Below are 22,501 nucleotides of genomic sequence, written 5' to 3' on the forward strand. Positions count from 1 at the left end.
AATTGGCGCGACAGCCGGTATCTACCAGCCTTTGCGGCTTGCCATCGAACAGAATTGTCGAACACATCGGCTAAAAACGACCTGGAACCGGCTCATGCCAGTCCGCATCGAGCAAGCTTAGACCCGAATCTGGTGAACCGAAAGAAAGAGCAAGGGGAGGGTGCGACAATGGGTCGCAAAGAGGCAGGGAACTGCCGCATCCGGGAGAATGCGGCAGCAGAGCGGTCGAGAATTATTCCTGCTTGCCTTCAGCCTGCAAACGTTCGGTGCCGGCACCGTGCGACAGGCTGTACACGTAAGCGGCCAGCAATTGCACCTTATCGTTGCCGAGCAATTCGTTCTGCGCTGGCATATGGCCCTGGCGGCCATGGCGAATGGTCTGTTGCAGTTGCGCCAGGCTTGTACCGTAAATAAATCCGGCCGGGTGCGTCAAATTCGGCGCGCCCATGGCTTCAGTGCCCTGGCCGTTTGCCCCATGACAGGCTACGCAGGTGGTACTGAACAGTTGCTGTCCGGCTTGCAGGTCGGCGCCGCTGTCGGCAGGCAACGGCAGGCCGGCCAAGTCGTGACGCACATAAGCGGCGACATTCTTCACGCCGGTCTCACCGAGAATTTCACCCCAGGCCGGCATCGCGGCCATGCGCCCGCCGATGATCGTGGTTTTGATCGTGTCGGCCGTACCGCCCCAGCGCCAGTTACTGTCCGCCAGGTTCGGGAAACCAAACGCGCCCTTGGCGTCCGAGCCGTGGCACACCGAGCAGTTGGACGCAAACAGGCGCCCGCCCATTTTCAGCGCTTGCGGGTCCTTAGCTACTTCTTCCACGGGCATCGCAGCGAATTTGGCGAAGATCGGTCCGAACTTCGCGTCGGCCTTGTCCATCTCCTTTTCCCATTCATGCACGCCGGTCCAGCCGTTTTCATAGCCGGGCAGAATGCCTTTCCAGTTGCCCAGGCCCGGGTAAAGAACTAGATAACCCACGGCAAACACCAGCGTGCCGGCGAACAGCATGAACCACCACTGCGGCAGCGGGTTGTCGTACTCCTCGATGCCGTCGAAGCTGTGGCCCATGGTCTGGTCGACGCTGCCCTTGGTTTCGCCCTTGCGGGTGCCGATCAGCAGCCAGGTCAGGCCGATCAGGCTGCCGAGGGTCAGTACGCAGATCCACGTACTCCAGAAGGTGGTCATGGCCGGGTACTCCTTGTTTCAGGTTCTTGGGTGGCATCATCGGGTAGCGCTTCGTCGGCGAACGGCAGCAGGCGCGCTTCGGCGAATTCCGGGTTGCGCTTGCTGTTGAACACCCACAGCGTCAGGCCGACGAAGGCCACAAACACCACGACCGTGCCTAAGCCTCGAATCATTCCACTGCTCATTTCACTCGCTATAAAAGACATGACCATGACTCACCTCTTGCTCTTGATGGCAGTGCCGAGCACTTGCAGGTAGGCGACCAAAGCGTCCATTTCGGTCTTGCCCTTGAGCGAAGCGGTGGCGCCGGCGATGTCGTCGTCGGTGTACGGCACGCCCAAGGTGCGCATGGCGCGGATCTTGGTTTCGGTGTGGCTGCTGTCGAGCTGATTGGCCACCAGCCATGGGTAGGCCGGCATTTTCGATTCCGGCACCACGTTGCGCGGGTTGTACAAGTGCGCGCGGTGCCAGTCTTCCGAGTAGCGACCGCCAACCCGGGCCAGGTCCGGCCCGGTACGCTTGGAGCCCCAGAGGAACGGGTGATCCCAGACGCTTTCGCCGGCGACCGAGTAATGGCCGTAGCGTTCGGTCTCGGCCCGGAACGGACGAATCATCTGCGAATGGCAACCGACGCAGCCTTCGCGGATGTAAATGTCGCGACCTTCCAGTTGCAGCGCGGTGTAGGGCTTCATGCCTTCCACCGGTTTATTGGTCACGTCCTGAAAGAACAGCGGGACGATCTGGGTCAGGCCGCCGATGCTCACGGCCAGCACCATCAACAACAGCAACAGGCCGACGTTTTTCTCAATTGTTTCGTGTTTCATGGCGGACTCCTCAAGCCATCTGCGCGGCAGCGGCGACGTCGGCAGGCTGCGAGGCCCGTACGGTGCGCCAGGTGTTGTAGGCCATCAGCAACATGCCGCTGAAGAAGATCGCACCGCCTACCAGGCGCACGACGAAGCCTGGGTGGCTGGCCACCAGGGTTTCGACGAAGGAGTAGGTCAGCGTGCCGTCGTCATTGACTGCGCGCCACATCAGGCCCTGGGCGATGCCGTTGACCCACATCGAAGCGATGTAGAGCACGGTGCCAATGGTCGCAAGCCAGAAGTGCGCGTTGATCAGGCCGATGCTGTGCATCTGCTCGCGACCAAAGATTTTCGGGATCATGTGGTACAGCGCGCCAATGGAGATCATCGCTACCCAACCGAGGGCGCCGGCGTGAACGTGGCCGATGGTCCAGTCGGTGTAGTGGGAGAGGGCGTTGACCGTCTTGATCGCCATCATCGGCCCTTCGAAGGTCGACATGCCGTAGAACGCCAGCGACACCACGAGGAAGCGCAGGATCGGGTCGCTGCGCAACTTATGCCAGGCGCCCGAGAGCGTCATCATGCCGTTGATCATGCCGCCCCAGCTCGGCGCCAACAGGATCAAGGACATCACCATGCCCAGCGACTGTGCCCAGTCCGGCAGTGCGGTGTAGTGCAAGTGGTGCGGACCGGCCCAGATGTACAGGGTGATCAGCGCCCAGAAGTGCACGATCGACAGGCGATAGGAATACACCGGGCGCTCGGCCTGTTTCGGCACGAAGTAGTACATCATCCCGAGGAAACCGGCGGTGAGGAAAAAGCCCACCGCGTTGTGGCCGTACCACCACTGGACCATGGCATCGGTCGCACCGGAATACACCGAGTAGGACTTGGTGAAACTCACCGGCAGCTCAAGGTTGTTGACGATGTGCAGAATCGCCACGGTGATGATGAACGCACCGAAGAACCAGTTGCCGACGTAGATGTGCTTGGTCTTGCGCTTGGCCAGCGTGCCGAAGAACACGATGGCGTAGGCGACCCAGACGATGGTGATCAGAATGTCGATCGGCCATTCCAGCTCGGCGTATTCCTTGGAACTGGTGTAACCCAGCGGCAGACTGATGGCCGCCAACAGGATCACCAGTTGCCAGCCCCAGAAGCAGAACGCGGCGATTCTTGGCGCGAACAGCTGCGTCTGGCAGGTGCGTTGCACCGAATAGAACGAGCTGGCGAACAGGGCGCAACCGCCGAACGCGAAGATCACAGCGTTGGTGTGCAGCGGGCGCAACCGGCCGAAACTGGTCCACGGCAAATTGAAGTTGAGTTCGGGCCAGACCAACTGGGCCGCGAGAAAAACCCCGAGCCCCATGCCGACGATGCCCCACACCACCGTCATAATGGCGAATTGGCGGACCACCTTGTAGTTGTAGGCGGTACTGATAGAAGTGTTCATGGTTCCCCATCCACGGTTCAGCTGAAGTGAAGACGTCTGCGCAAGGCAATGACGCTCCCTTCGGCCGGAGTTATAGGCAGACTAAAAGCGAGGCAAGCATGGACAAACAGCACAAGGCCGGTATTGACGGGGATCAATGGGCGCAGTGCGTGCGGGAACACGGATGGCTGTGGAATGCCGCTTCGACAGCGGCATCGCCGACCCTGATCCTCGCCCATGGCGCCGGTGCGCCGATGGACAGTGCCTGGATGAACGACATGGCGGCACGCCTCGCCGATCAAGGCGTCAACGTGTTGCGGTTCGAGTTTCCGTACATGGCGCAACGGCGTATTGATGGGGGTAAACGACCACCGAATCCGGCGCCGAAACTGCTGGAATGCTGGCGTGAGGTGTATGCCGTGGTGCGACGCCATGTCACTGGGCCTCTGGCCATTGGCGGCAAGTCGATGGGTGGGCGGATGGCGAGTTTGCTGGCAGATGAGTTGGGTGCGGATGCGTTGGTGTGCCTCGGGTATCCGTTTTATGCGTTGGGTAAACCGGAAAAGCCTCGGGTTGAACATCTGGCGGGGTTGAAGACGCCGACGTTGATTGTCCAGGGTGAGCGCGATGCGCTGGGTAATCGGGAGGCTGTCGAGCGGTATGTGTTATCTCCGAGCATCGAGATGATGTGGCTGGTGGCGGGGGATCATGATTTGAAACCGCTGAAGGCTTCGGGGTTTACGCATGAGCAGCATCTGGCGGCTGCGGCGCAGAAGGTTGCTTCATTCCTTCAGTGATATTTGCGGTGCCAGTTCCGCCTCCTTCGCGAGCAAGCCCGCTCCCACATTTGATCTCTGGTGCCCCCACGTGTGGGTTCACCGCAGATCCTCTGTGGGAGCGGGCTTGCTCGCGAAGAGGCCCTGACAGGCAACATGACTTTCAGATCGGCAATAAAAAACCCGGAAGCTCCCACTGTCCGGGTTTTTTCATTGCAGAAACAATCAGCGGTTAAACCGCTCCACCAACGAATACTGGGTATTCGCGGTTTTCGTCAGCTCTTCACTCAACAACGCCGAGTTCTGTGCCTGTTCCGAGGTCTGGTCCGCCAGCTGCGAAATGTTGCTGATGTTGCGGCTGATCTCCTCAGCCACCGCACTTTGCTCTTCCGTCGCTGCCGCGATCTGGGTGGTCATGTCGGTGATGTTGGCCACCGCTTCGCTGATCCCCACCAGTGCCTGATCCGCTTCCAGGACCCGCGCCACGCCTTCTTCGGCCTGGCGATGCCCGGCTTCCATGGTTTGTACCGCGGTGCTGGCGGTCTGCTGCAACTTGGCGATCAAGGCGTGGATCTGCCCGGTGGACTCGCTGGTGCGTTGCGCCAGTTGGCGAACTTCGTCAGCCACCACCGCAAAACCACGGCCCATCTCCCCGGCGCGAGCCGCTTCGATGGCGGCGTTCAGGGCCAGCAGGTTGGTCTGGTCGGCAATGCCTTTGATCACATCGACCACACCGCCGATTTCGTCGCTGTCCTTGGCCAGTTGGGTCACGGTCAGGCCGGTTTCACCCACCACCACCGACAGACGCTGGATGGCTTCGCGGGTTTCCCCGGCGATGTCGCGGCCGCGACCGGTCAGGCGATTGGCTTCTTGAGTGGCGTCGGCGGTGCGCTGTACGTGGCTGGCGACTTCCTGAGTGGTGGCGGCCATCTGGTTGACGGCGGTGGCCACTTGCTCGGTTTCGACACGCTGGCGTTCCAGGCCGCTGGAGCTGTTGTGCGCCAGGGCGTTGGACTGCTTTGCTTGCTCGGTCAGGTGTTCGGCGGTGTCCTGCAGGCGGGTCAGGCAGGTTTTCAGACGGGCTTCCTGACTGAGGATCGACATTTCCAGACGCGCCTGAGCGCCGCGGCTGTCGGTGTACATCTGTGCGATCAACGGGTCGGACGTGGTTTGCCCAGCGAGGACCAGCAGGCGTTTGAGACCACGCTGCTGCCAGCTCAACCCCATCAGGCCCAACGGCACCGAGAGGCCGGCCGCCAGGGCAAAGCCCCACTGTGAGGTCAGCGTGGCGCCGATCATGAAGCTCAATTGGCTGACCAGAATGAACGGCAGCCAGTCCTGAAGCACCGGCAGCCATTTGTCCGTCGATGGAATGGCGGACTTGCCCTGGTTGATGCGTTGGTAGAGCGCTTCGGCACGCTGGATCTGTTCGGCGGTGGGTTTGATCCGCACCGACTCGTAACCGATCACCTGGTTGCCTTCGAACACCGGTGTCACGTAGGCGTTGACCCAATAGTGATCACCGCTCTTGCAGCGATTCTTGACGATGCCCATCCATGGCAAGCCTTGTTTCAGAGTGCCCCACATGTGCGCGAACACGGCGGCCGGGACGTCGGGGTGCCGGACCAGGTTGTGCGGTGCGCGGACCAGTTCCTCACGAGAAAACCCGCTGATCTCGACGAACGCGTCGTTGCAGTAAGTGATCACGCCCTTGGCATCGGTGGTGGAAATCAACCGTTGCTGTGCCGGGAAGGTCCGTTCGCGTTGAGTAATGGGCTGGTTGTTACGCATGGCTAATTCAATCCGCAAGGCTTTGAAAGGTTGTCGGCGGTGTCAGGAATTAGTTGAAATTATTTTTCAATAATCAGCGCTGCGTCGCAAAACGGGCATTGCCTCAACCCGCGAGCATCGGATAAGTGAACAGCGTGAAGTGCAGCAGGTTCAGGCCGAAATGTGTGGCGATGGCTGCGCCCAGACCGCCGAAACGATAGGCCAGGCCGTACCCGACACCGGCCAGCCCCGTCAGCAACATCCATTGCCAGCCAGCGCCTGCGTGCACCAGCCCAAACAACAACGAGGCCAGTAGCAAGGCGAGGTTCTCGCCGTAAGGCAGGTGCTTGAACCGATGGCTCAGGCCGCCCTGGATGTAACCGCGAAACAGCGCTTCCTCGACCAGCGTGACCAGCAGCAGATTGTTCAGCAGCCACAGCCAGGCCTGGTCCGGCCACTTCGGCGCCCAACTGATCATGCCCAACAACAGCGCGCCACCCAAGGCCAGTACGGCACACAGCGTCAAGGCGAGGGCGGTGGCGTAAACGCCAAGGCGCCAGGAACGCCGGCCGACACTCCATGGGCAAACCAACAGTAGCCAGAAGCCGATCAGCGGTTTGTCCTGATTCAGGTACATGGAAAACGGCACGGCATCGGCGGTGAGGTATTGAGGGGCGATCGCGCGACCGTTGAAAAAACCCGGAAGCCAGTGCATCGCCAGCGCCATGGCCAGGAAGATGAACAGACCGTGGCCGAGGTAGCGGGCGATCGGGAGTTTTTGCTGACGGACGGCGACACCGGCCACTATCAGCAAGGCGATGGAGATCAAAGCCAGCCAGTTGAGTTGGCCGTAGGACAGCGCAAGGGCGAAGCCCAAGGAGAGTAAGGCCAGGTAGGTCCATGGCAGGGCGATCATGTGAAGTCCTTGTTTCCTGAGTTTTGCAGGATGTCTCGGTCCATGTGGGAGCGGGCTTGCTCGCGAAGGCGGTGTAGCAGTCAATTCATCTGTCGACTGTCGGTCCGCTTTCGCGAGCAAGCCCGCTCCCACATTTATTCTGTGTCGCTCACATTTTTGTATGCACGACATGGAATCCAGTGGGCGCGGATTATAGGGCCGCTCCCGGCACAAACAAAAACACCGCCCGAAGGCGGTGTCTTTGTCAGCAGGCCGTTATGAGGCAATCAACTGGCGCAGCACATAATGCAAAATTCCCCCGGACTTGAAGTATTCGACTTCATTGAGCGTATCGATGCGGCACAGCACGTCGATCTTTTCCTTGCTGCCATCTTCACGGGTGATCACCAGCGTCAGGTTCATCCGAGGTGTTAGCTCCACGCCGGTCAACCCAAGGATATCCAGGGTTTCCCTGCCCGTCAGGTTCAGACTCTTGCGGTTCTGGTCCAGTTTGAACTGCAACGGCAGCACGCCCATGCCGACCAGGTTGGAGCGGTGAATCCGCTCGAAGCTTTCGGCGATGACGGCTTTCACGCCCAGCAGGTTGGTGCCCTTGGCCGCCCAGTCGCGGCTTGAACCGGTGCCGTATTCTTGACCGGCAATCACCACCAGCGGCGTGCCTGACGTTTGATAACGCATGGCCGCGTCGTAGATCGGCATTCTCTCCATCGTGGGGATATAGAAAGTGTTGCCGCCTTCCTCGCCGCCAAGCATTTCGTTGCGGATACGAATGTTGGCAAAGGTGCCGCGCATCATCACTTCATGGTTGCCGCGACGCGAACCGTAGGAGTTGAAGTCCCGCGGCTCAACACCTTTGTCGCGCAAGTACTGACCGGCCGGGCTGTCGGCCTTGATGTTGCCGGCGGGGGAGATGTGGTCGGTGGTTACCGAATCGCCCAGCAGCGCCAGCACCCGGGCCCCGGCGACGTCCTTGACCACCGGCGGCGGGCCGCCGATGTCGTCGAAGAACGGTGGATGCTGGATGTAGGTCGAATCGTCCTGCCACACGTAGGTCGCCGCTTGCGGCACCTGGATGGCTTGCCATTGCTCGTCGCCGGCAAACACTTCGGCGTATTCCTTGTGGAACATCGCCGTGTTGACCTGACTTACGGAGTCGGCAATTTCCTTGCTGCTTGGCCAGATGTCCCGCAAGTACACCGGATTGCCGTCCTTGTCATCGCCCAACGGCTCACTGCTGATGTCGATGCGCACCGTACCGGCCAGCGCATAGGCGACGACCAGCGGCGGGGAGGCCAGCCAGTTGGTTTTCACCAGTGGATGCACGCGCCCCTCAAAGTTACGGTTGCCCGACAACACCGAGGCAACGGTCAGGTCGGCGGCCTGAATGGCTTTTTCAATCGGCTCCGCCAATGGGCCGGAGTTGCCGATGCACGTGGTGCAACCGTAGCCAACCAGCGCAAAACCCAGTTCATCGAGGTATTGGGTCAGGCCCGCCGCCTTGTAGTAGTCAGTGACCACTTTAGAGCCGGGCGCCAGCGAACTCTTGACCCACGGTTTGCGCTTGAGGCCTTTCTCCACAGCCTTTTTCGCCACCAGACCGGCCGCCATCATCACGCTCGGGTTGGAGGTGTTGGTGCAGGACGTGATCGCGGCAATCACTACCGCGCCGTTTTTCAGACGGTAGGTCTGCCCGCCGTGTTCGTAATCGGCTTCACCGGCCAGATCCGCGTTGCCCACCGCGACACCGCCGCCGCCCTCACTTTCCAGGCGTCCTACTTCCTTGCTGGTGGGTTTGAATTGCAGGTCGATGAAGTCCGTGAACGCCTGCGCGACATTGGGCAGGGAAACACGGTCCTGCGGACGTTTAGGGCCTGCGAGGCTGGCTTCGACGCTGGTCATGTCCAGCGCCAGGCTGTCGGTGAAGATCGGTTCCTTGCCCGGCAGGCGCCACAGGCCTTGAGCCTTGCAGTAGGCCTCGACCAGTTTCACCGTTTCCGGTGGTCGGCCGGACAGGCGCAAATACTCCAGCGTAACGTCGTCCACGGGGAAGAAGCCGCAGGTGGCACCGTACTCGGGGGCCATGTTGGCGATGGTCGCGCGGTCGGCCAGCGGCAGGTCGGCGAGGCCGTCGCCGTAGAACTCGACGAACTTGCCGACCACCCCTTTCTTGCGCAGCATCTGGGTGACGGTCAGCACCAGGTCGGTGGCGGTGATGCCTTCCTTGAGTTTGCCGGTGAGTTTGAAACCGATCACTTCCGGAATCAGCATCGACACCGGTTGGCCGAGCATCGCCGCTTCCGCTTCGATCCCGCCGACACCCCAGCCGAGCACGCCGAGGCCGTTGATCATGGTGGTGTGGGAGTCGGTGCCGACCAGGGTGTCGGGGAAGGCGTAGGTGCGGCCATCCTCGTCCTTGGTCCAGACCGTGCGGCCCAGGTATTCGAGGTTGACCTGATGGCAGATCCCGGTGCCCGGCGGCACCACGCTGAAGTTGTGGAAGGCGCTCTGGCCCCAGCGCAAGAACGCGTAACGCTCGCCGTTGCGCTGCATTTCGATGTCGACGTTCTGCTCGAAAGCGCTGGCACTGGCGAACTTGTCGACCATCACCGAGTGGTCGATCACCAGGTCCACCGGCGACAGCGGGTTGATGCGCTGCGGGTCGCCACCGGCCTTGGCCATGGCGGCGCGCATGGCGGCCAGGTCGACCACGGCGGGAACGCCGGTAAAGTCCTGCATCAATACACGAGCGGGGCGGTACTGGATTTCGCGGTCGGAGCGACGCTCCTTGAGCCACGCGGCAATTGCCTTGAGGTCGGCGCCGGTGACGGTTTTTTCGTCTTCCCAGCGCAGCAGGTTTTCCAGCAGTACTTTCAACGACATCGGCAGCTTGTCGAGATCACCGAGGCTTTTGGCAGCGTCGGGCAGACTGAAATAATGGTAGGTCTTGTCGTCGACTTGCAGGGTTTTAAGGGTTTTCAGGCTATCGAGGGACGGCATTGAAATGACTCCTTTGGGTCCGCACGGCTACGGACTGGCGGGACGGACAGAGCTCTTAACCTAGCCCTGTTTGGACGTTAAGGCTAATAACTGGACTCTATGGTGAAGTCCAAGGTTCCGAACTCGGCTATCATGCGCCGGTTTTCGTGACAGGCTTTGCTACAGGGCAAGTTTGCGCATCGATTCATTGCCGATTGCCCAGGAGATTCAATGAACACCCTCTTTATGCATTGCCGGCCGGGCTTCGAAGGCGAAGTCTGTTCCGAGATTGCCGAACACGCTGCCCGCCTGAACGTAGCCGGTTATGCCAAGGCCAAAGCTGCCAGCGCCTGCGCCGAGTTCATCTGCACCGAAGAAGACGGCGCCGAGCGCCTGATGCGTGGCCAGCGTTTCGCCGAGCTGATTTTCCCGCGCCAATGGGCGCGCGGAATCTTTATTGATCTGCCGGAAACCGACCGCATCAGCGTGATCCTCGCGCACATGGCGGACTTTCCGCTGTGCGGCAGCCTGTGGCTGGAAATGGTCGACACCAACGATGGCAAGGAACTGTCGAACTTCTGCAAGAAGTTTGAAGGTCACCTGCGCAAGGCGCTGATGGCCGCTGGCAAACTGGTGGAAGATGCGCACAAACCGCGCCTGCTGCTGACGTTCAAGAGCGGCCGTGAAGTGTTCATGGGCCTGGCCGAGTCGAATAACTCGGCAATGTGGCCAATGGGCATTCCGCGCCTGAAGTTCCCGCGTGAGGCGCCAAGCCGCTCGACGCTGAAACTGGAAGAGGCGTGGCACCACTTCATCCCGCGCGATCAGTGGGATGAGCGTCTGCACAGTGACATGACCGGCGTTGATTTGGGCGCCGCGCCCGGCGGCTGGACCTGGCAACTGGTTAACCGCGGGATGCTGGTGACCGCCATCGACAACGGTCCGATGGCCGAAAGCCTGATGGACACCGGTCTGGTGCAACACTTGATGGCCGACGGTTTCACCTTCAAGCCCCGGCAGCCGGTGGACTGGATGGTTTGCGACATCGTCGAGAAGCCGGCGCGCAACGCCGCGATGCTGGAAGAGTGGATTGGCGAGGGGCATTGCCGGGAAGCGGTGGTCAACCTCAAACTGCCGATGAAACAGCGTTATGCCGAAGTGAAGCGCTTGCTGGAACGCATCGCCGAGGGCTTCAAGGAGCGCGGCATTCGGGTAGAGATCGGCTGCAAGCAGCTGTATCACGACCGCGAAGAAGTGACGTGCCACCTGCGCCGACTGGACGTAAAGAAACCCAAGTCCCGCTGATACACCCGGACCAATGTGGGAGCGGGCTTGCTCGCGAATGCGGACGGACATTCAACATTGATGTCGACTGACCCACCGCTTTCGCGAGCAAGCCCGCTCCCACAGGGACGGCGTTATGACACAGATGACCGAACACCCGGCAATGCGCGACAATGCCGGCCAGTTTCAGGAGTTAATCATGAGTGAAATGCTTGATACGCCGGTAGACGGCACCCTCGACGCCACCGGCCTCAACTGCCCGGAACCGGTCATGATGCTGCACCAGCACATCCGCGACCTGGTGCCCGGTGGCCTGCTCAAGGTGATCGCGACCGATCCGTCGACCCGCCGCGACATTCCCAAGTTCTGCGTATTTCTTGACCACGAACTGGTGGCGCAGCACGAAGAGGCGGGCACCTACCTGTACTGGATCCGCAAGAAACTCGCTTAACCCGCCGAATGACTGATGCGGATCCGCTTGCGTGCACTGCGCGCCAGGCGGATCGACAGCATCAGCGCCGCGCAGCTCAAGCCCACGATCAAACCTTGCCACAGCCCGCTCGGGCCACTTGGCGCACCTAGCCAGTCGGTCAGGCCCAGCGCGTAACCCACCGGTAAACCAATCCCCCAGTAGGCGAACAGGGTCAGGATCATCGTCACTCGCGTGTCCTGGTATCCGCGCAATGCGCCGGCTGCCGTCACCTGAATGGCATCGGAAAACTGGAACAGCGCCGAGTACACAATCAACATCGCGGCCACTCGAATCACCGTCGGGTCAGCGGTGTAGATCGCTGCAATGTGCTCGCGCAGCAACAGCATCATGCTTGCGGACAGGCAGGCATAGGCCAGCGCCGTGCCCATGCCGACACCGGCGGCGAAACGCGCCTCGCGTGGCTCCTGTCGACCGAGGGCCTGGCCGACCCGTACCGTCACGGCCATGCCGAGGGAGTAAGGGATCATGAACACCAGCGAGCTGAAGTTCAGGGCGATCTGGTGCCCGGCGACCACGGTGGCGCCGAGGCTGCCGATCAGCAGTGCAATCACCGCAAAGATGCTCGACTCGGCGAACACCGCGATGCCGATTGGCAGGCCGATGCCCAGCAGACGCTTGATCACCGACCATTGCGGCCAGTCGAAACGGCTGAACAACTGGCTCGATTGATACGCCGGCGCCCAGCGTTCCCAGCCGGCCATGCCCAGCGCCATCACCCACATCACAATCGCCGTGGCCCAGCCGCAGCCGACACCGCCCATGGCCGGTACACCGAAGTGGCCATAGATGAAGATGTAATTGAGTGGAATGTTCAACGCCAGCCCGCACAGGCCCAGCACCATCGCCGGACGCGTACGGCCCAGGCCGTCACTGAAGCAGCGCAACACATGATAGAAGGCGACGGCGGGCAAGCCGCTGGCGATGCCGTGCAGGTATTGCATGCACGGGCCGATCAATTCGGGATCGACCTTCATCATGTGCAGGATCGGCTCGGCGCTGAACAGCATGCCGGTCGCCATCAAACCCACTACCAAGGCGAGCCACAGTGCCTGACGCACAATCGGCCCGATTTCGCTGTGGGTGCCGGCGCCAAAGCGCTGGGCGACTTTGGGCGTGGTGGCCAGCAAGGTGCCGGTCATCAGCAGAAACACCGGCACCCAGATGGAGTTGCCCAGTGCCACTGCCGCCAGATCCCGAGGCCCGACCCGGCCCGCCATCACCGCATCGACGAACCCCATGGCGGTGGTCGCCAGTTGCGCGATCATGATCGGCAGCGCCAGGGTGAGCAGGTTTCTCAGCTCCAGGCGAACCCGGGCCGGGCGGGTGAGGGTGGTGGCGGCAAGGCTGTCGGTCACGGAATTCAAAGGCGAAACGTCCAAAGGTGTTGATGCGCAAGGCGAAGCATTCTACGCCCTGACGCAGCGGTCAGGAAAAGTCCTGTGTTAGGGATTTGTAATCGTATCTGTGGCGAGGGGGCTTGCCCCCGTTCGACTGCGAAGCAGTCGTGAAATCAAACACTGCGGTCTGTCAGGCAGACCGCGGACGCAGGTCATGGGGCCGCTTCGCGACCCAACGGGGGCAAGCCCCCTCGCCACAGGAGAGCGGTGTTACCCATCAAGGGTTGTGTAATGCCCGCTGGCTCATCTCATCCTTCTCCGCCTACACTGCCGATCCGCCAAAGGAGCCCACCATGCTGATTGTTGCCGACGAAAATATCCCGCTGCTCGATGCCTTCTTCGCAGGTTTCGGTGAAATCCGCCGGGTACCGGGGCGCTCCATCGACCGCGCCACCGTCGAACAAGCCGATGTGTTGCTGGTCCGCTCGGTGACCAACGTCAATCGTGCCTTGCTTGAAGGCAGCAACGTGCGCTTTGTTGGCACGTGCACCATCGGCACCGATCACCTGGACCTGGATTACTTTCAGCAAGCCGGTATCACCTGGTCCAGCGCACCCGGCTGCAATGCCCGGGGCGTGGTCGATTATGTGCTCGGCAGTCTGCTGACCCTGGCTGAAATCGAAGGCGCTGACCTGACTCGCCGCACCTATGGCGTGGTCGGTGCCGGTGAAGTCGGCGGTCGTTTGGTCAAGGTCCTGCAAGGTCTGGGCTGGAACGTGCTGGTGTGTGATCCGCCCCGGCAGGCGGCTGAAGGCGGTGATTTTGTCAGCCTCGAACAGATCATTGAGCAGTGCGACGTCATCAGCCTGCACACGCCCTTGAAGAAGCACGGCGCGCAGTCGACCTGGCATTTGTTCGATAAAAAACGCTTGGGCCAACTCAAGCCCGGCACCTGGCTGATCAACGCCAGTCGTGGCCCGGTGGTCGACAACGCCGCGTTGCGCCAGGTGCTGCTCGAGCGCGAAGACCTGCAAGCGGTGCTCGACGTTTGGGAAGGTGAACCTGAGGTCGACGTGGCGCTGGCGGAGTTGTGCGTGCTGGCGACGCCGCACATTGCCGGTTACAGCCTTGATGGCAAACAGCGCGGGACGGCACAGATTTATCAGGCGTATTGCGAGTTTCTCGGACAGCCCGCTCAGGTCAGCCTGAGTGATTTGCTGCCGGCGCCGTGGTTGTCGCAAGTGACCCTGCATGTGCAGGCTGATCCGGCGTGGGCGCTGGCCATGCTGTGCCGTGGTGTGTACGACCCGCGCCGTGACGATGCGGATTTTCGCCGCAGCCTTGTCGGCAGTGTGAACGAGCAGCGTGCGGCGTTTGATGCATTGCGTAAGCATTATCCGTCGCGTCGGGAGATTGATGGGCTGCAGGTGCGGATTGAGGGGGAGTCGGCTGAGTTGCAGAAGATTGTGGCGGCGTTGGGGGCTTCGCTCAGCTGAACACAGGGTTGGCCCCATCGCGAGCAGGCTCGCTCCCACAGGTGTACGCGTTCCAATGTAGGAGCGAGCTTGCTCGCGAAGGCCGCACCGCAAATACCAGATAAGCACCCATAAAAAACCCGGCCAACCAGGGCCGGGTCAAGAAGACGGTGGCTATATCACTCTTGTTCGGCAGGCTTGACCAATCGCTTTTCCAGTTCGCTGCACGCTTTCTGGATCATGTCTTCAGTGATCGGTACTTCACGCCCATCGGCATCGATAATCGAGCAACCCAGAGACTGGTCGGGCTGTGTGCGGATCACTTGAATCTTGTCTTCGCTGCTGTTTTGCAAGGACATGGCCTGTCTCCTCTTCAGGTGTGTGCTTACTTTAAAACCATCAGGTGACCGGGCTATGACAACTCCCTGCGATCTTTCCCGAACGGCAACCTCACTCCACCAGATATTTAAGTACGTTGCCACCCGGACTTTAGACCAATAGCGTCTAGGGGCTAGTCGTCCCGGTCATAATTAACCTGACTCATTGTGATTTACAGAGTTCACCCGCGACCGTGTAGGCTGGCGATATCAATGGCGTACTGGATAACCCCCGATGCTCTCTGCCCGTCACCGCCGCGCGATCCGCCTGACCCTTCGCTTTCTTGCACCGTATCGCTGGCAAGCCTTTGGCGCTTTGCTCGCGTTGATTGTCACCGCCGGCATTACTTTGTCGATGGGGCAGGGCATCCGCCTGCTGGTGGATCAGGGGTTCATGACCCAGTCACCGCACTTGCTCAATCAATCTATCGGCTTGTTCATGGTGTTGGTGGTGGGGCTGGCGATCGGCACCTTCGCGCGTTTTTATCTGGTGTCGTGGATTGGCGAGCGGGTGGTCGCAGACATCCGCCGGCAGGTCTTCAACCACCTGGTTTATCTGCATCCGGGGTTCTACGAAAACAATCGCAGTTCCGAAATCCAGTCGCGGCTGACCGCCGATACCACGTTGCTGCAATCGGTGATCGGCTCTTCGTTGTCGCTGTTCCTGCGCAATCTGCTGATGGTCATCGGCGGGATTGTGTTGCTGTTTATCACCAACCCCAAACTCACCAGCATCGTGGTGATTGCACTGCCGCTGGTGATTGCCCCGATCCTGATTTTCGGCCGACGGGTGCGCAACCTGTCGCGTCTGAGCCAGGACCGGATTGCCGATATCGGCAGCTACGTGTCCGAAACCCTAGGCCAGATCAAAACCGTGCAGGCCTATAACCATCAGGTCCAGGACGAGCAGCGCTTTGCCGTGACCGTGGAACAAGCGTTCGACACCGCGCGTAAACGCATCTTCCAGCGCGCCTGGTTGATCACGCTGGTGATCGTGCTGGTGCTGGGTGCCGTCGGCGTGATGCTGTGGGTCGGCGGGATGGACGTGATCGCCGGGCGGATCTCGGCCGGTGAACTGGCGGCGTTTGTTTTCTACAGCCTGATCGTCGGCAGCGCCTTTGGCACCTTGAGTGAAGTGATCGGCGAGTTGCAGCGAGCAGCAGGGGCGGCCGAGCGGATTGCCGAATTGCTGCGCTCGGAAAATATCATTCAGCCGCCGACCACCGGCCTGGTGACCTTGCCGGAGCGGGTGAAGGGTGATCTGGTTTTACAGGACGTGCGGTTTTCCTACCCGTCGCGGCCTGAAAGCTACGCCGTCGATGGCTTGAATCTGACCATTAACGCGGGCGAAACCCTCGCGCTGGTGGGGCCGTCCGGGGCAGGAAAATCCACGGTGTATGACTTGCTGCTGCGTTTTTACGATCCGGCCTCCGGGCAGATCCTGCTCGATGGCGTGCCGTTGACCCAACTCGATCCACTGGACCTGCGTCGGTGTTTCGCGCTGGTTTCGCAAAATCCTGCGCTGTTCTTCGGCAGCATCGAAGAGAACATCCGTTACGGTAATCCGGGCGCAACCCTGGCCCAGGTCCAGGAGGCGGCAAAGATCGCCTACGCCCACGACTTCATCGAGCAAATGCCCCACGGTTACCAGACGCACCTGGGCGACGGTGGCCTGGGGCTATCCGGCGGCCAGCGCCAACGCCTGGCCATCGCTCGCGCGTTGCTGGTGGATGCGCCGATCCTGCTGCTCGACGAAGCCACCAGCGCCCTCGATGCCCAGAGCGAACACCTGATCCAGCAAGCCCTGCCCAGCCTGATGAAAAACCGCACGACACTGGTGATCGCCCACCGTTTGGCCACGGTGAAAAATGCCGACCGGATCGCGGTGATGGATCAAGGAAAGCTGGTGGCGGTGGGGACGCATCAGGCGTTGATTGCGAGCAATGCGCTGTATGCGCGGTTGGCGGCGTTGCAGTTTAGTGATGGGCACAACACGGTGATCGACCCGGTTACCGACTAAGTAACCGACCAAGTAGAACGCCCAAAAAAAATGCCCGCATCAATCGATGCGGGCATTTTTTTGTCAGTGGGCCAAAACGGGGTCACTGATCGTCGAAATACCGCTCATGCCAATCCACCAACGGCTGCGGCGAGTTGAGCTTCTGGCCGTAGATCACCGAGTACGACAGCACGTTCTGCACATACTGACGGGTTTCGTCGAACGGGATGCTTTCCACCCAGACGTCGAAGCTGAGGTGGTCTGCACCACGCAACCACTGGCGTACGCGGCCGGGGCCGGCGTTGTAGGCAGCGGAGGCGAGGACGCGGTTGCCGTTGAACTGGGCATGGACCTGGCTCAGGTAGGCGGCGCCGAGCTGGATGTTTTTGTCCGGGTCGAGCACTTGCTGCGGCGAGGCCAGCGGAATGCTGAACTTGCGTGCGGTTTCCTTGGCGGTGCCGGGCATCAGTTGCATCAGGCCGCTGGCGCCGACGCCAGAGCGGGCATCGTCCATGAAGGCGCTTTCCTGGCGCGTGATGGCGAACACCCAGCTGGAATGCAGGCCACGTACTTTGGCTTCGCGGACGAGGGTTTCGCGGTGGGCCATCGGGAAACGGATGTCCAGGTCGTCCCAGTATTGCGCCTGGCTGATGGTGCGGATCGCCGGGAAATACCATTTCAGGTCATAGGCCAGTTTCGCTTGGGCGACCATCTCGTCACGGTTGAAGTGACGGCTGACGTAATACCACTCGCGACGACCATCGACGACTTGTCCGCGGGCGTGGAACTCCAGGGCTCGACGGATTCCCGGCGTGTTGCGCACCTTATTGATGGTGGCCTGGCTGAGAACCAGCGGTTTGTTGAGCAGCGAGTAGGGTTGCTGCGAACGATCGGCGGCAAGGAAGCCATAGAAATCACGTTCGCGGGCAAGGCTCTTGTAAAGCGTCTGCGCTTCCGGGTTTTGTGGCTGCGCCAGCTCAAGGGTGCGGGCCTGCCAGTAGCGCCAGCGGTTGGTGGTCGCCAGGTCCTGTGGCAAGCGGCGAGACAACTGATAGGCGTCGTCCCAGCGAGCCAGGCGAAGCAGCAGGCGCAGACGCCATTCGGACACAGTGTTGTCGCGCAGTTCCGGGTCGTACTTGGTCATGACATCGAGCGCACGCGCATCATAGCGTCGCGCCAGTGTCAGGCCGATTTCCCGGGCGATCGCGACTTTTTCGTCGCGGGAGAAGTGCATGCTGCTGGCATAACCGTCGAGCAGGTCCATGGCCTTGTCCGGGTCCTGCTTGGCCAGGCGACGCAGGCCGAGGCTGACCACGTCGGACATCGGTTCGTCAGCCGGGGTGAAGCGCGAAGGCTGGTTGAGCAACTCGGGCTTTTGCGCCACATCGATCAGCAGCCGACCGCGCGGAGCGAGGGTGGTCAGGCCGTTAACCAGGCTGTTGGCCAGCGGATAATTGCGCGCTTGGGCAGCGAGCTTTGCGCGCTCCCAGCGTTTTTGCTCGGTCAATTGGCCTTCGGCAGCCCACAGTCCGAACAACGCGTCGCACGCTTCCGGTTGGGATTTACCGGTCAGCCACAGCTTGTTGGCGTTGGCATAACCCTCGGCCTTCTGGTTGTGGCCGATCTGGTACTGCGCATTCAGGCAGTCCAGTTCGGTGAAATTGAGCTTGGGGTCGTAATACTTGACGAAGGTCGCCCAGTCGCCGCGGTCGGCCAGCCAGCGCAGCCAGCGCAACTTCATCCAGTTGGCTTGCGGCAGGTCACCGTGGTCGGCGAGGAATTTCTCGATTTCGGCATTGCTGGCGGTTTTCAGGCGAGCGGTCAACTCGTCATAGGCCAGGTACGGCTCAAGGGGGTAATCACTGAGGGCCTGGCTGTAGCGGAAGTACGGACCGGTATCGCCCTTGGCCAGGGCACGCTTGGCTTCATCGTAATATTGGCGCTGGGTGGTCAGGTCCACTGCCTGCGCTGATTGGACGGCAGTGGCAGAAAGTAGCAGGCAAGATAAAAGACTGAAAAGGCGACTGCGCATGAGACGTCCGGGCAGAGAAATCATGACAAGTGCGGGCTATGTCCGCACTGAATAATCTGTAGCTTAGCCTTTTGCCAGCAACGGGCGAAAGCTTTGCAGGCCTGTCAGCCCAAGTTCGTAACATTTGTTATGCAGAGTGCTTCGAGAGTGAAATTGCCGGCCTTCTGAAGCCTCAAGTCAGGTAGAATGCGCGCCCGGTTTTTGGAGAAGCTCATGACCCTGCTCAAATTCAGCGATGTGTCCCTTGCTTTCGGCGCTATGCCGTTGTTGGACAAGGTGTCCTGGCAGATCGCCCGTGGTGAGCGGGTGTGCATCATCGGCCGCAATGGCACTGGCAAGTCCAGCATGATGAAGCTCGTCAAGGGCGACCAGAAGCCCGATGAGGGCTCCGTTTGGCGTGCACCAGGCCTCAAGATTGGCGAATTGCCGCAAGAATTGCCGGTAGCCGACGAGCGGACCGTGTTCGACGTGGTTGCCGAAGGCCTGGACGGTGTGGGCGAGCTGCTCGCGCAGTATCACCACCTGAGCCAGAACATCGTCACCGACGCCGACCTGGACAAACTGATGCACGTCCAGCACGACCTCGAAGCCCGCGATGGCTGGCGTTTGCAGCAATTGGTCGACAGCACGTTGAGCCGTCTGCAGTTGCCAGCCGACAAGACCCTCGCCGAATTGTCCGGCGGCTGGCGTCGTCGCGTCCTGCTGGCTCAGGCTCTGGTTTCCGAGCCGGACCTGTTGCTGCTCGACGAACCCACCAACCACCTGGACATCGGTGCCATCGCCTGGCTCGAAGAAGCGCTGAAGGATTTCCAGGGCGCCGTGCTGTTCATCACGCACGACCGTTCATTCCTGCAAAACCTCGCGACCCGCATCCTCGAACTGGACCGCGGTGGCCTGATCGACTGGAACGGCGACTACGCCAGTTTCCTCGTACACAAAGAAGCCTCGCTGGCCGCTGAAGAAACCGCCAATGCGCTGTTCGACAAGAAGCTGGCCCAGGAAGAAGTCTGGATCCGCCAAGGCATCAAGGCCCGTCGCACCCGTAACGAAGGCCGCGTCCGAGCATTGAAAGCCCTGCGCGTCGAGCGTAGCGAGCGTCGTGAGCGCACCGGCAAGGCCAACATTCAGCTGGACACCGCTGACAAGTCCGGCAAGCAGGTGATGGTCCTCGAGAACGTGAGCTTCGCTCACCCGGGCGGCCCGTTCCTGATCAAGGATTTCTCGATGGTCCTGACGCGCGGCGACCGTATCGGTCTGCTCGGCGCCAACGGTACCGGCAAGACCACACTGTTGAAGCTGATGCTCAGCGGTCTGCAGCCGACCAGCGGCACAGTGGAAGAGGGGACGCGCATCGACGTGGCCTACTTCGACCAGTTGCGCCATCAGCTGGACCTGGAAAAGACTGTGATCGACAACGTGGCCGAAGGCCGCGACTTCATCGATATCGATGGTCAGAGCCGTCACGTGCTGAGCTACCTCGGCGACTTCCTGTTCAGCCCGCAGCGTGCCCGCACGCCGGTCAAGGCGCTGTCCGGTGGTGAGCGTGCCCGTCTGTTGCTGGCCAAGCTGTTCAGCAAACCGGCGAACCTGCTGGTCCTCGACGAACCGACCAACGACCTCGACGTGGAAACCCTCGAGTTGCTGGAAGAGGTCTTGCTGACCTTCAACGGTACCGTATTGATGGTCAGTCACGACCGGGCATTCCTCGACAACGTGGTGACCAGCACGCTGGTCTTCGAAGGTGAAGGCAAGGTTCGCGAGTACGTCGGTGGTTATCAGGACTGGCTGCGTCAGGGCGGCTCGCCGCGCCTGCTGGGCGTGACCGAGAGCAAATCCGGCAAGGCCGACCTGACTTCCGCCGTTGTGACGGCTGAAGCGGCGCCTGTCGTTGCTGCCGTTGAAGCGCCGGTGGCGAAGAAGAAGCTGAGCTACAAGCATCAGCGTGAGCTGGAAATGCTGCCGGCTCAGATCGAAGCCATGGAACAGCAGATTGCGGCGGTTGAAGCGCAAATGGCCGATGCCGGTTTCTATCAGCGTCCTGCTGCCGAAACGGCTGCGGTGATTGCGCAGTTGGAACAGTTGCAGGCCGAGCTGGACGTGATGGTCGAGCGCTGGGCCGAGCTGGATGCCTGATTGATCCCGTAACAAAAAAGCCCGGCGTTCAGTGATGAGCGCCGGGCTTTTCGTATGGAGTGCGATCTACTGGTCGCTGTAGAGCTCCTACAGGTTTCGGGTTCAGCGTTTGATCAGGTGCACCGCGAGCACATCGCATGGCGCGCCGTGCAGCACGTCATTGGCGGTTGAGCCCAGCAGCAAGGCCAGGCCATGTCGACCATGGCTGCCCACCACGATCAGGTCGCAAGTCTGTTCCTTGGCGAAGTGGTGGATTTCCTGGCGTGGCTGGCCGTAGGTCAGGTGGCAGTTGGCGCCCTCAAGTTCGGCGTATTTGAGCTTCAAGCGCTCAAGGCGTTCCTTGGCCTGATCGAACTGCTGTTGTTGCAGTTGTGACAGGTCCATGGGGACGTCGCCGCCAAAGGCCATGGCCATTGGCTCGACAATGTGCACCAGGGACAACTTTGCCCCGTTGCTCACGGACAGCTCGCGAGCGCGGTGGATTACAGGGTCGCACTCTTCGGTTAGATCTACAGCGACCAGAATATGGTTGTAGGGCATGAGGTGCTCCTCCTGAGAATTGCAATATTGGTAAGTATGGCTGGTTTCAAGCGCAATGGTTCCAAAGTGACCCAAAGCGCCCATCAAGATTCGGGAGTACAGATATGACGGTCTGGATAGTGGTGTCAATCCTGCTGGTGGTGTTGAGTCCACTGGCGTGGTTGCGACCGTCGCGTGGTCAGAGCGGGCGCATGGCTCTGCGCATGGAGGCGCGACGCATCGGCCTGGCCATGCAGCTGGCGCCTCAGGAGTGGCCGCACTGGCTGAGCCAGGAGCCGCCGAGCCCGTGCGCGCAGTACCATCGGCCGCGCCGTGGCAATCAGCCGGCGTGCTGGAGTTACTGGCAAAAATCACCGGGTGTGTGGGTGAATCAGTGGCAGGAGGTTTGCGAGGATCGAGCGTTGCTCAATCATTTCGAAAAATTGCCAGCCAATGTCTACAAAGTCGAGGCGGACAAGCAGATGATCACCCTGTATTGGGGCGAGAAGGGCGAGGCGACTGTTTTGCAGGATATTGACGCCTTGCTGAAAGCGCTGGCATGAGTTGAGGACATTTCGCGCTGCAATGGCGCGATGGGTCCGACAGACACGCAATAAAAAGCCCGACATCATCATCGGGCTGGGGTTGGCCAGGCAGGCCGGTAATTCGCTGTAGGGCTGATCTTACGCCGGGCGTTCGCCACGCGCGTTCAACTTTTTTCTTCAGGTTCATGCCAGCGTAGCTTGTTAAACGCGGGCTGCAGCGAATTAGGGCGACTTTTCTAACTATTGATTCTATGAATGAGTTCGCATGCATCTGCGTGTTGAAGATCTTCGTAGTACGGAAGTGACCGCAAAGTCGCGTTTCAACCCGTATTTTGGGCGATTGACAATTGTCGGAAATTCCGTGAAGGTGGCGTACCCAAATCAAACGGGCGTATGAATTGAGCGTTTGTATTTCAGATCGCTCCTACAGAATCCCGACTATCGC

18 protein-coding genes are annotated in these 22,501 nt (G+C 60.6%); 7 read left to right on the top strand and 11 right to left on the bottom strand.

Features of this window, described 5'->3' with window-relative positions:
- Positions 1 to 232: 232 nt before the first annotated feature.
- From ccoP to ccoN, 4 genes are read right to left on the bottom strand one after another with little or no spacing between them, the layout of a single operon-like run.
- On the bottom strand, positions 233 to 1,186 hold the full coding sequence (gene ccoP, locus BK660_RS17440; RefSeq protein WP_123434292.1) for a cytochrome-c oxidase, cbb3-type subunit III: 954 nt from the start codon (positions 1,184 to 1,186) through the stop codon (positions 233 to 235).
- Positions 1,183 to 1,383 (bottom strand): cbb3-type cytochrome oxidase subunit 3, encoded by a 201-nt coding sequence (locus BK660_RS17445; RefSeq protein ID WP_311202910.1) that lies wholly within the window; start codon positions 1,381 to 1,383, stop codon positions 1,183 to 1,185. Before BK660_RS17445 ends, ccoP begins: the two co-directional genes overlap by 4 nt.
- Before the next feature lie 18 nt (positions 1,384 to 1,401).
- Positions 1,402 to 2,010 (bottom strand): cytochrome-c oxidase, cbb3-type subunit II, encoded by a 609-nt coding sequence (ccoO, locus tag BK660_RS17450; protein ID WP_027921705.1) that lies wholly within the window; start codon positions 2,008 to 2,010, stop codon positions 1,402 to 1,404.
- 10 nt (positions 2,011 to 2,020) lie between these two features.
- Positions 2,021 to 3,445, bottom strand: a complete 1,425-nt coding sequence (ccoN, locus tag BK660_RS17455; RefSeq protein WP_123434294.1) for a cytochrome-c oxidase, cbb3-type subunit I — start codon at positions 3,443 to 3,445, stop codon at positions 2,021 to 2,023.
- 98 nt (positions 3,446 to 3,543) lie between these two features.
- Between ccoN and BK660_RS17460 the strand changes: the two genes are divergently transcribed.
- On the top strand, positions 3,544 to 4,221 hold the full coding sequence (locus tag BK660_RS17460) for an alpha/beta family hydrolase (RefSeq protein WP_123434295.1): 678 nt from the start codon (positions 3,544 to 3,546) through the stop codon (positions 4,219 to 4,221).
- 204 nt (positions 4,222 to 4,425) lie between these two features.
- Here BK660_RS17460 and BK660_RS17465 read toward each other — a convergent pair whose 3' ends face one another.
- The 3 genes from BK660_RS17465 to acnA form a co-directional block, all read right to left on the bottom strand.
- Positions 4,426 to 5,991, bottom strand: coding sequence for a methyl-accepting chemotaxis protein (locus tag BK660_RS17465; protein ID WP_123434296.1), 1,566 nt, complete (start codon positions 5,989 to 5,991; stop codon positions 4,426 to 4,428).
- A 103-nt stretch (positions 5,992 to 6,094) separates the two neighbouring features.
- The gene (locus tag BK660_RS17470; protein WP_123434297.1) at positions 6,095 to 6,886 is read right to left on the bottom strand and encodes a CPBP family intramembrane glutamic endopeptidase; all 792 of its coding nucleotides are present in this window, start codon (positions 6,884 to 6,886) and stop codon (positions 6,095 to 6,097) included.
- Between the two features lie 255 nt (positions 6,887 to 7,141).
- A complete protein-coding gene (acnA, locus tag BK660_RS17480; protein WP_123434299.1) occupies positions 7,142 to 9,883 on the bottom strand; it encodes an aconitate hydratase AcnA in 2,742 nt (913 codons plus the stop codon).
- Positions 9,884 to 10,093: 210 nt separating this feature from the next.
- Here acnA and rlmM point away from each other — a divergent pair, with 210 nt between their 5' ends.
- Complete coding sequence (gene rlmM, locus BK660_RS17485; RefSeq protein ID WP_123434300.1) at positions 10,094 to 11,167, top strand: 23S rRNA (cytidine(2498)-2'-O)-methyltransferase RlmM; 1,074 nt, start codon at positions 10,094 to 10,096, stop codon at positions 11,165 to 11,167.
- 178 nt (positions 11,168 to 11,345) lie between these two features.
- The gene (tusA, locus tag BK660_RS17495; protein ID WP_007945068.1) at positions 11,346 to 11,597 is read left to right on the top strand and encodes a sulfurtransferase TusA; all 252 of its coding nucleotides are present in this window, start codon (positions 11,346 to 11,348) and stop codon (positions 11,595 to 11,597) included.
- On the opposite strand, the gene BK660_RS17500 is transcribed toward tusA, so the two are convergent.
- On the bottom strand, positions 11,594 to 13,003 hold the full coding sequence (locus BK660_RS17500) for an MATE family efflux transporter (protein WP_123434302.1): 1,410 nt from the start codon (positions 13,001 to 13,003) through the stop codon (positions 11,594 to 11,596). The two genes, tusA and BK660_RS17500, sit on opposite strands and share 4 nt — an antisense overlap.
- A 326-nt stretch (positions 13,004 to 13,329) precedes the next feature.
- Between BK660_RS17500 and pdxB the strand changes: the two genes are divergently transcribed.
- Positions 13,330 to 14,472 (top strand): 4-phosphoerythronate dehydrogenase PdxB, encoded by a 1,143-nt coding sequence (gene pdxB / locus BK660_RS17505; RefSeq protein WP_123434303.1) that lies wholly within the window; start codon positions 13,330 to 13,332, stop codon positions 14,470 to 14,472.
- A gap of 158 nt (positions 14,473 to 14,630) precedes the next feature.
- Here the strand turns inward: pdxB and BK660_RS17510 are convergent, their stop codons facing one another.
- Positions 14,631 to 14,810, bottom strand: coding sequence for a PA1571 family protein (locus BK660_RS17510; protein WP_027921696.1), 180 nt, complete (start codon positions 14,808 to 14,810; stop codon positions 14,631 to 14,633).
- 253 nt (positions 14,811 to 15,063) lie between these two features.
- Between BK660_RS17510 and BK660_RS17515 the strand changes: the two genes are divergently transcribed.
- Entirely contained in the window at positions 15,064 to 16,848 is a 1,785-nt protein-coding gene (locus BK660_RS17515) for an ABC transporter transmembrane domain-containing protein (protein WP_123434304.1), read from the top strand.
- An 82-nt stretch (positions 16,849 to 16,930) separates the two neighbouring features.
- Here the strand turns inward: BK660_RS17515 and BK660_RS17520 are convergent, their stop codons facing one another.
- On the bottom strand, positions 16,931 to 18,859 hold the full coding sequence (locus tag BK660_RS17520) for a transglycosylase SLT domain-containing protein (RefSeq protein WP_123434305.1): 1,929 nt from the start codon (positions 18,857 to 18,859) through the stop codon (positions 16,931 to 16,933).
- Between the two features lie 213 nt (positions 18,860 to 19,072).
- Between BK660_RS17520 and BK660_RS17525 the strand changes: the two genes are divergently transcribed.
- The gene (locus tag BK660_RS17525) at positions 19,073 to 20,992 is read left to right on the top strand and encodes an ATP-binding cassette domain-containing protein (RefSeq protein WP_123434306.1); all 1,920 of its coding nucleotides are present in this window, start codon (positions 19,073 to 19,075) and stop codon (positions 20,990 to 20,992) included.
- A 102-nt stretch (positions 20,993 to 21,094) separates the two neighbouring features.
- On the opposite strand, the gene BK660_RS17530 is transcribed toward BK660_RS17525, so the two are convergent.
- Complete coding sequence (locus BK660_RS17530; RefSeq protein WP_123434307.1) at positions 21,095 to 21,532, bottom strand: universal stress protein; 438 nt, start codon at positions 21,530 to 21,532, stop codon at positions 21,095 to 21,097.
- Positions 21,533 to 21,636: 104 nt separating this feature from the next.
- Here BK660_RS17530 and BK660_RS17535 point away from each other — a divergent pair, with 104 nt between their 5' ends.
- Entirely contained in the window at positions 21,637 to 22,074 is a 438-nt protein-coding gene (locus BK660_RS17535; protein WP_123434308.1) for a hypothetical protein, read from the top strand.
- Positions 22,075 to 22,501: the final 427 nt, after the last annotated feature.

Source organism: Pseudomonas brassicacearum, assembly GCF_003732265.1.
In the GTDB taxonomy this organism is placed as follows: domain Bacteria; phylum Pseudomonadota; class Gammaproteobacteria; order Pseudomonadales; family Pseudomonadaceae; genus Aquipseudomonas; species Aquipseudomonas brassicacearum_D.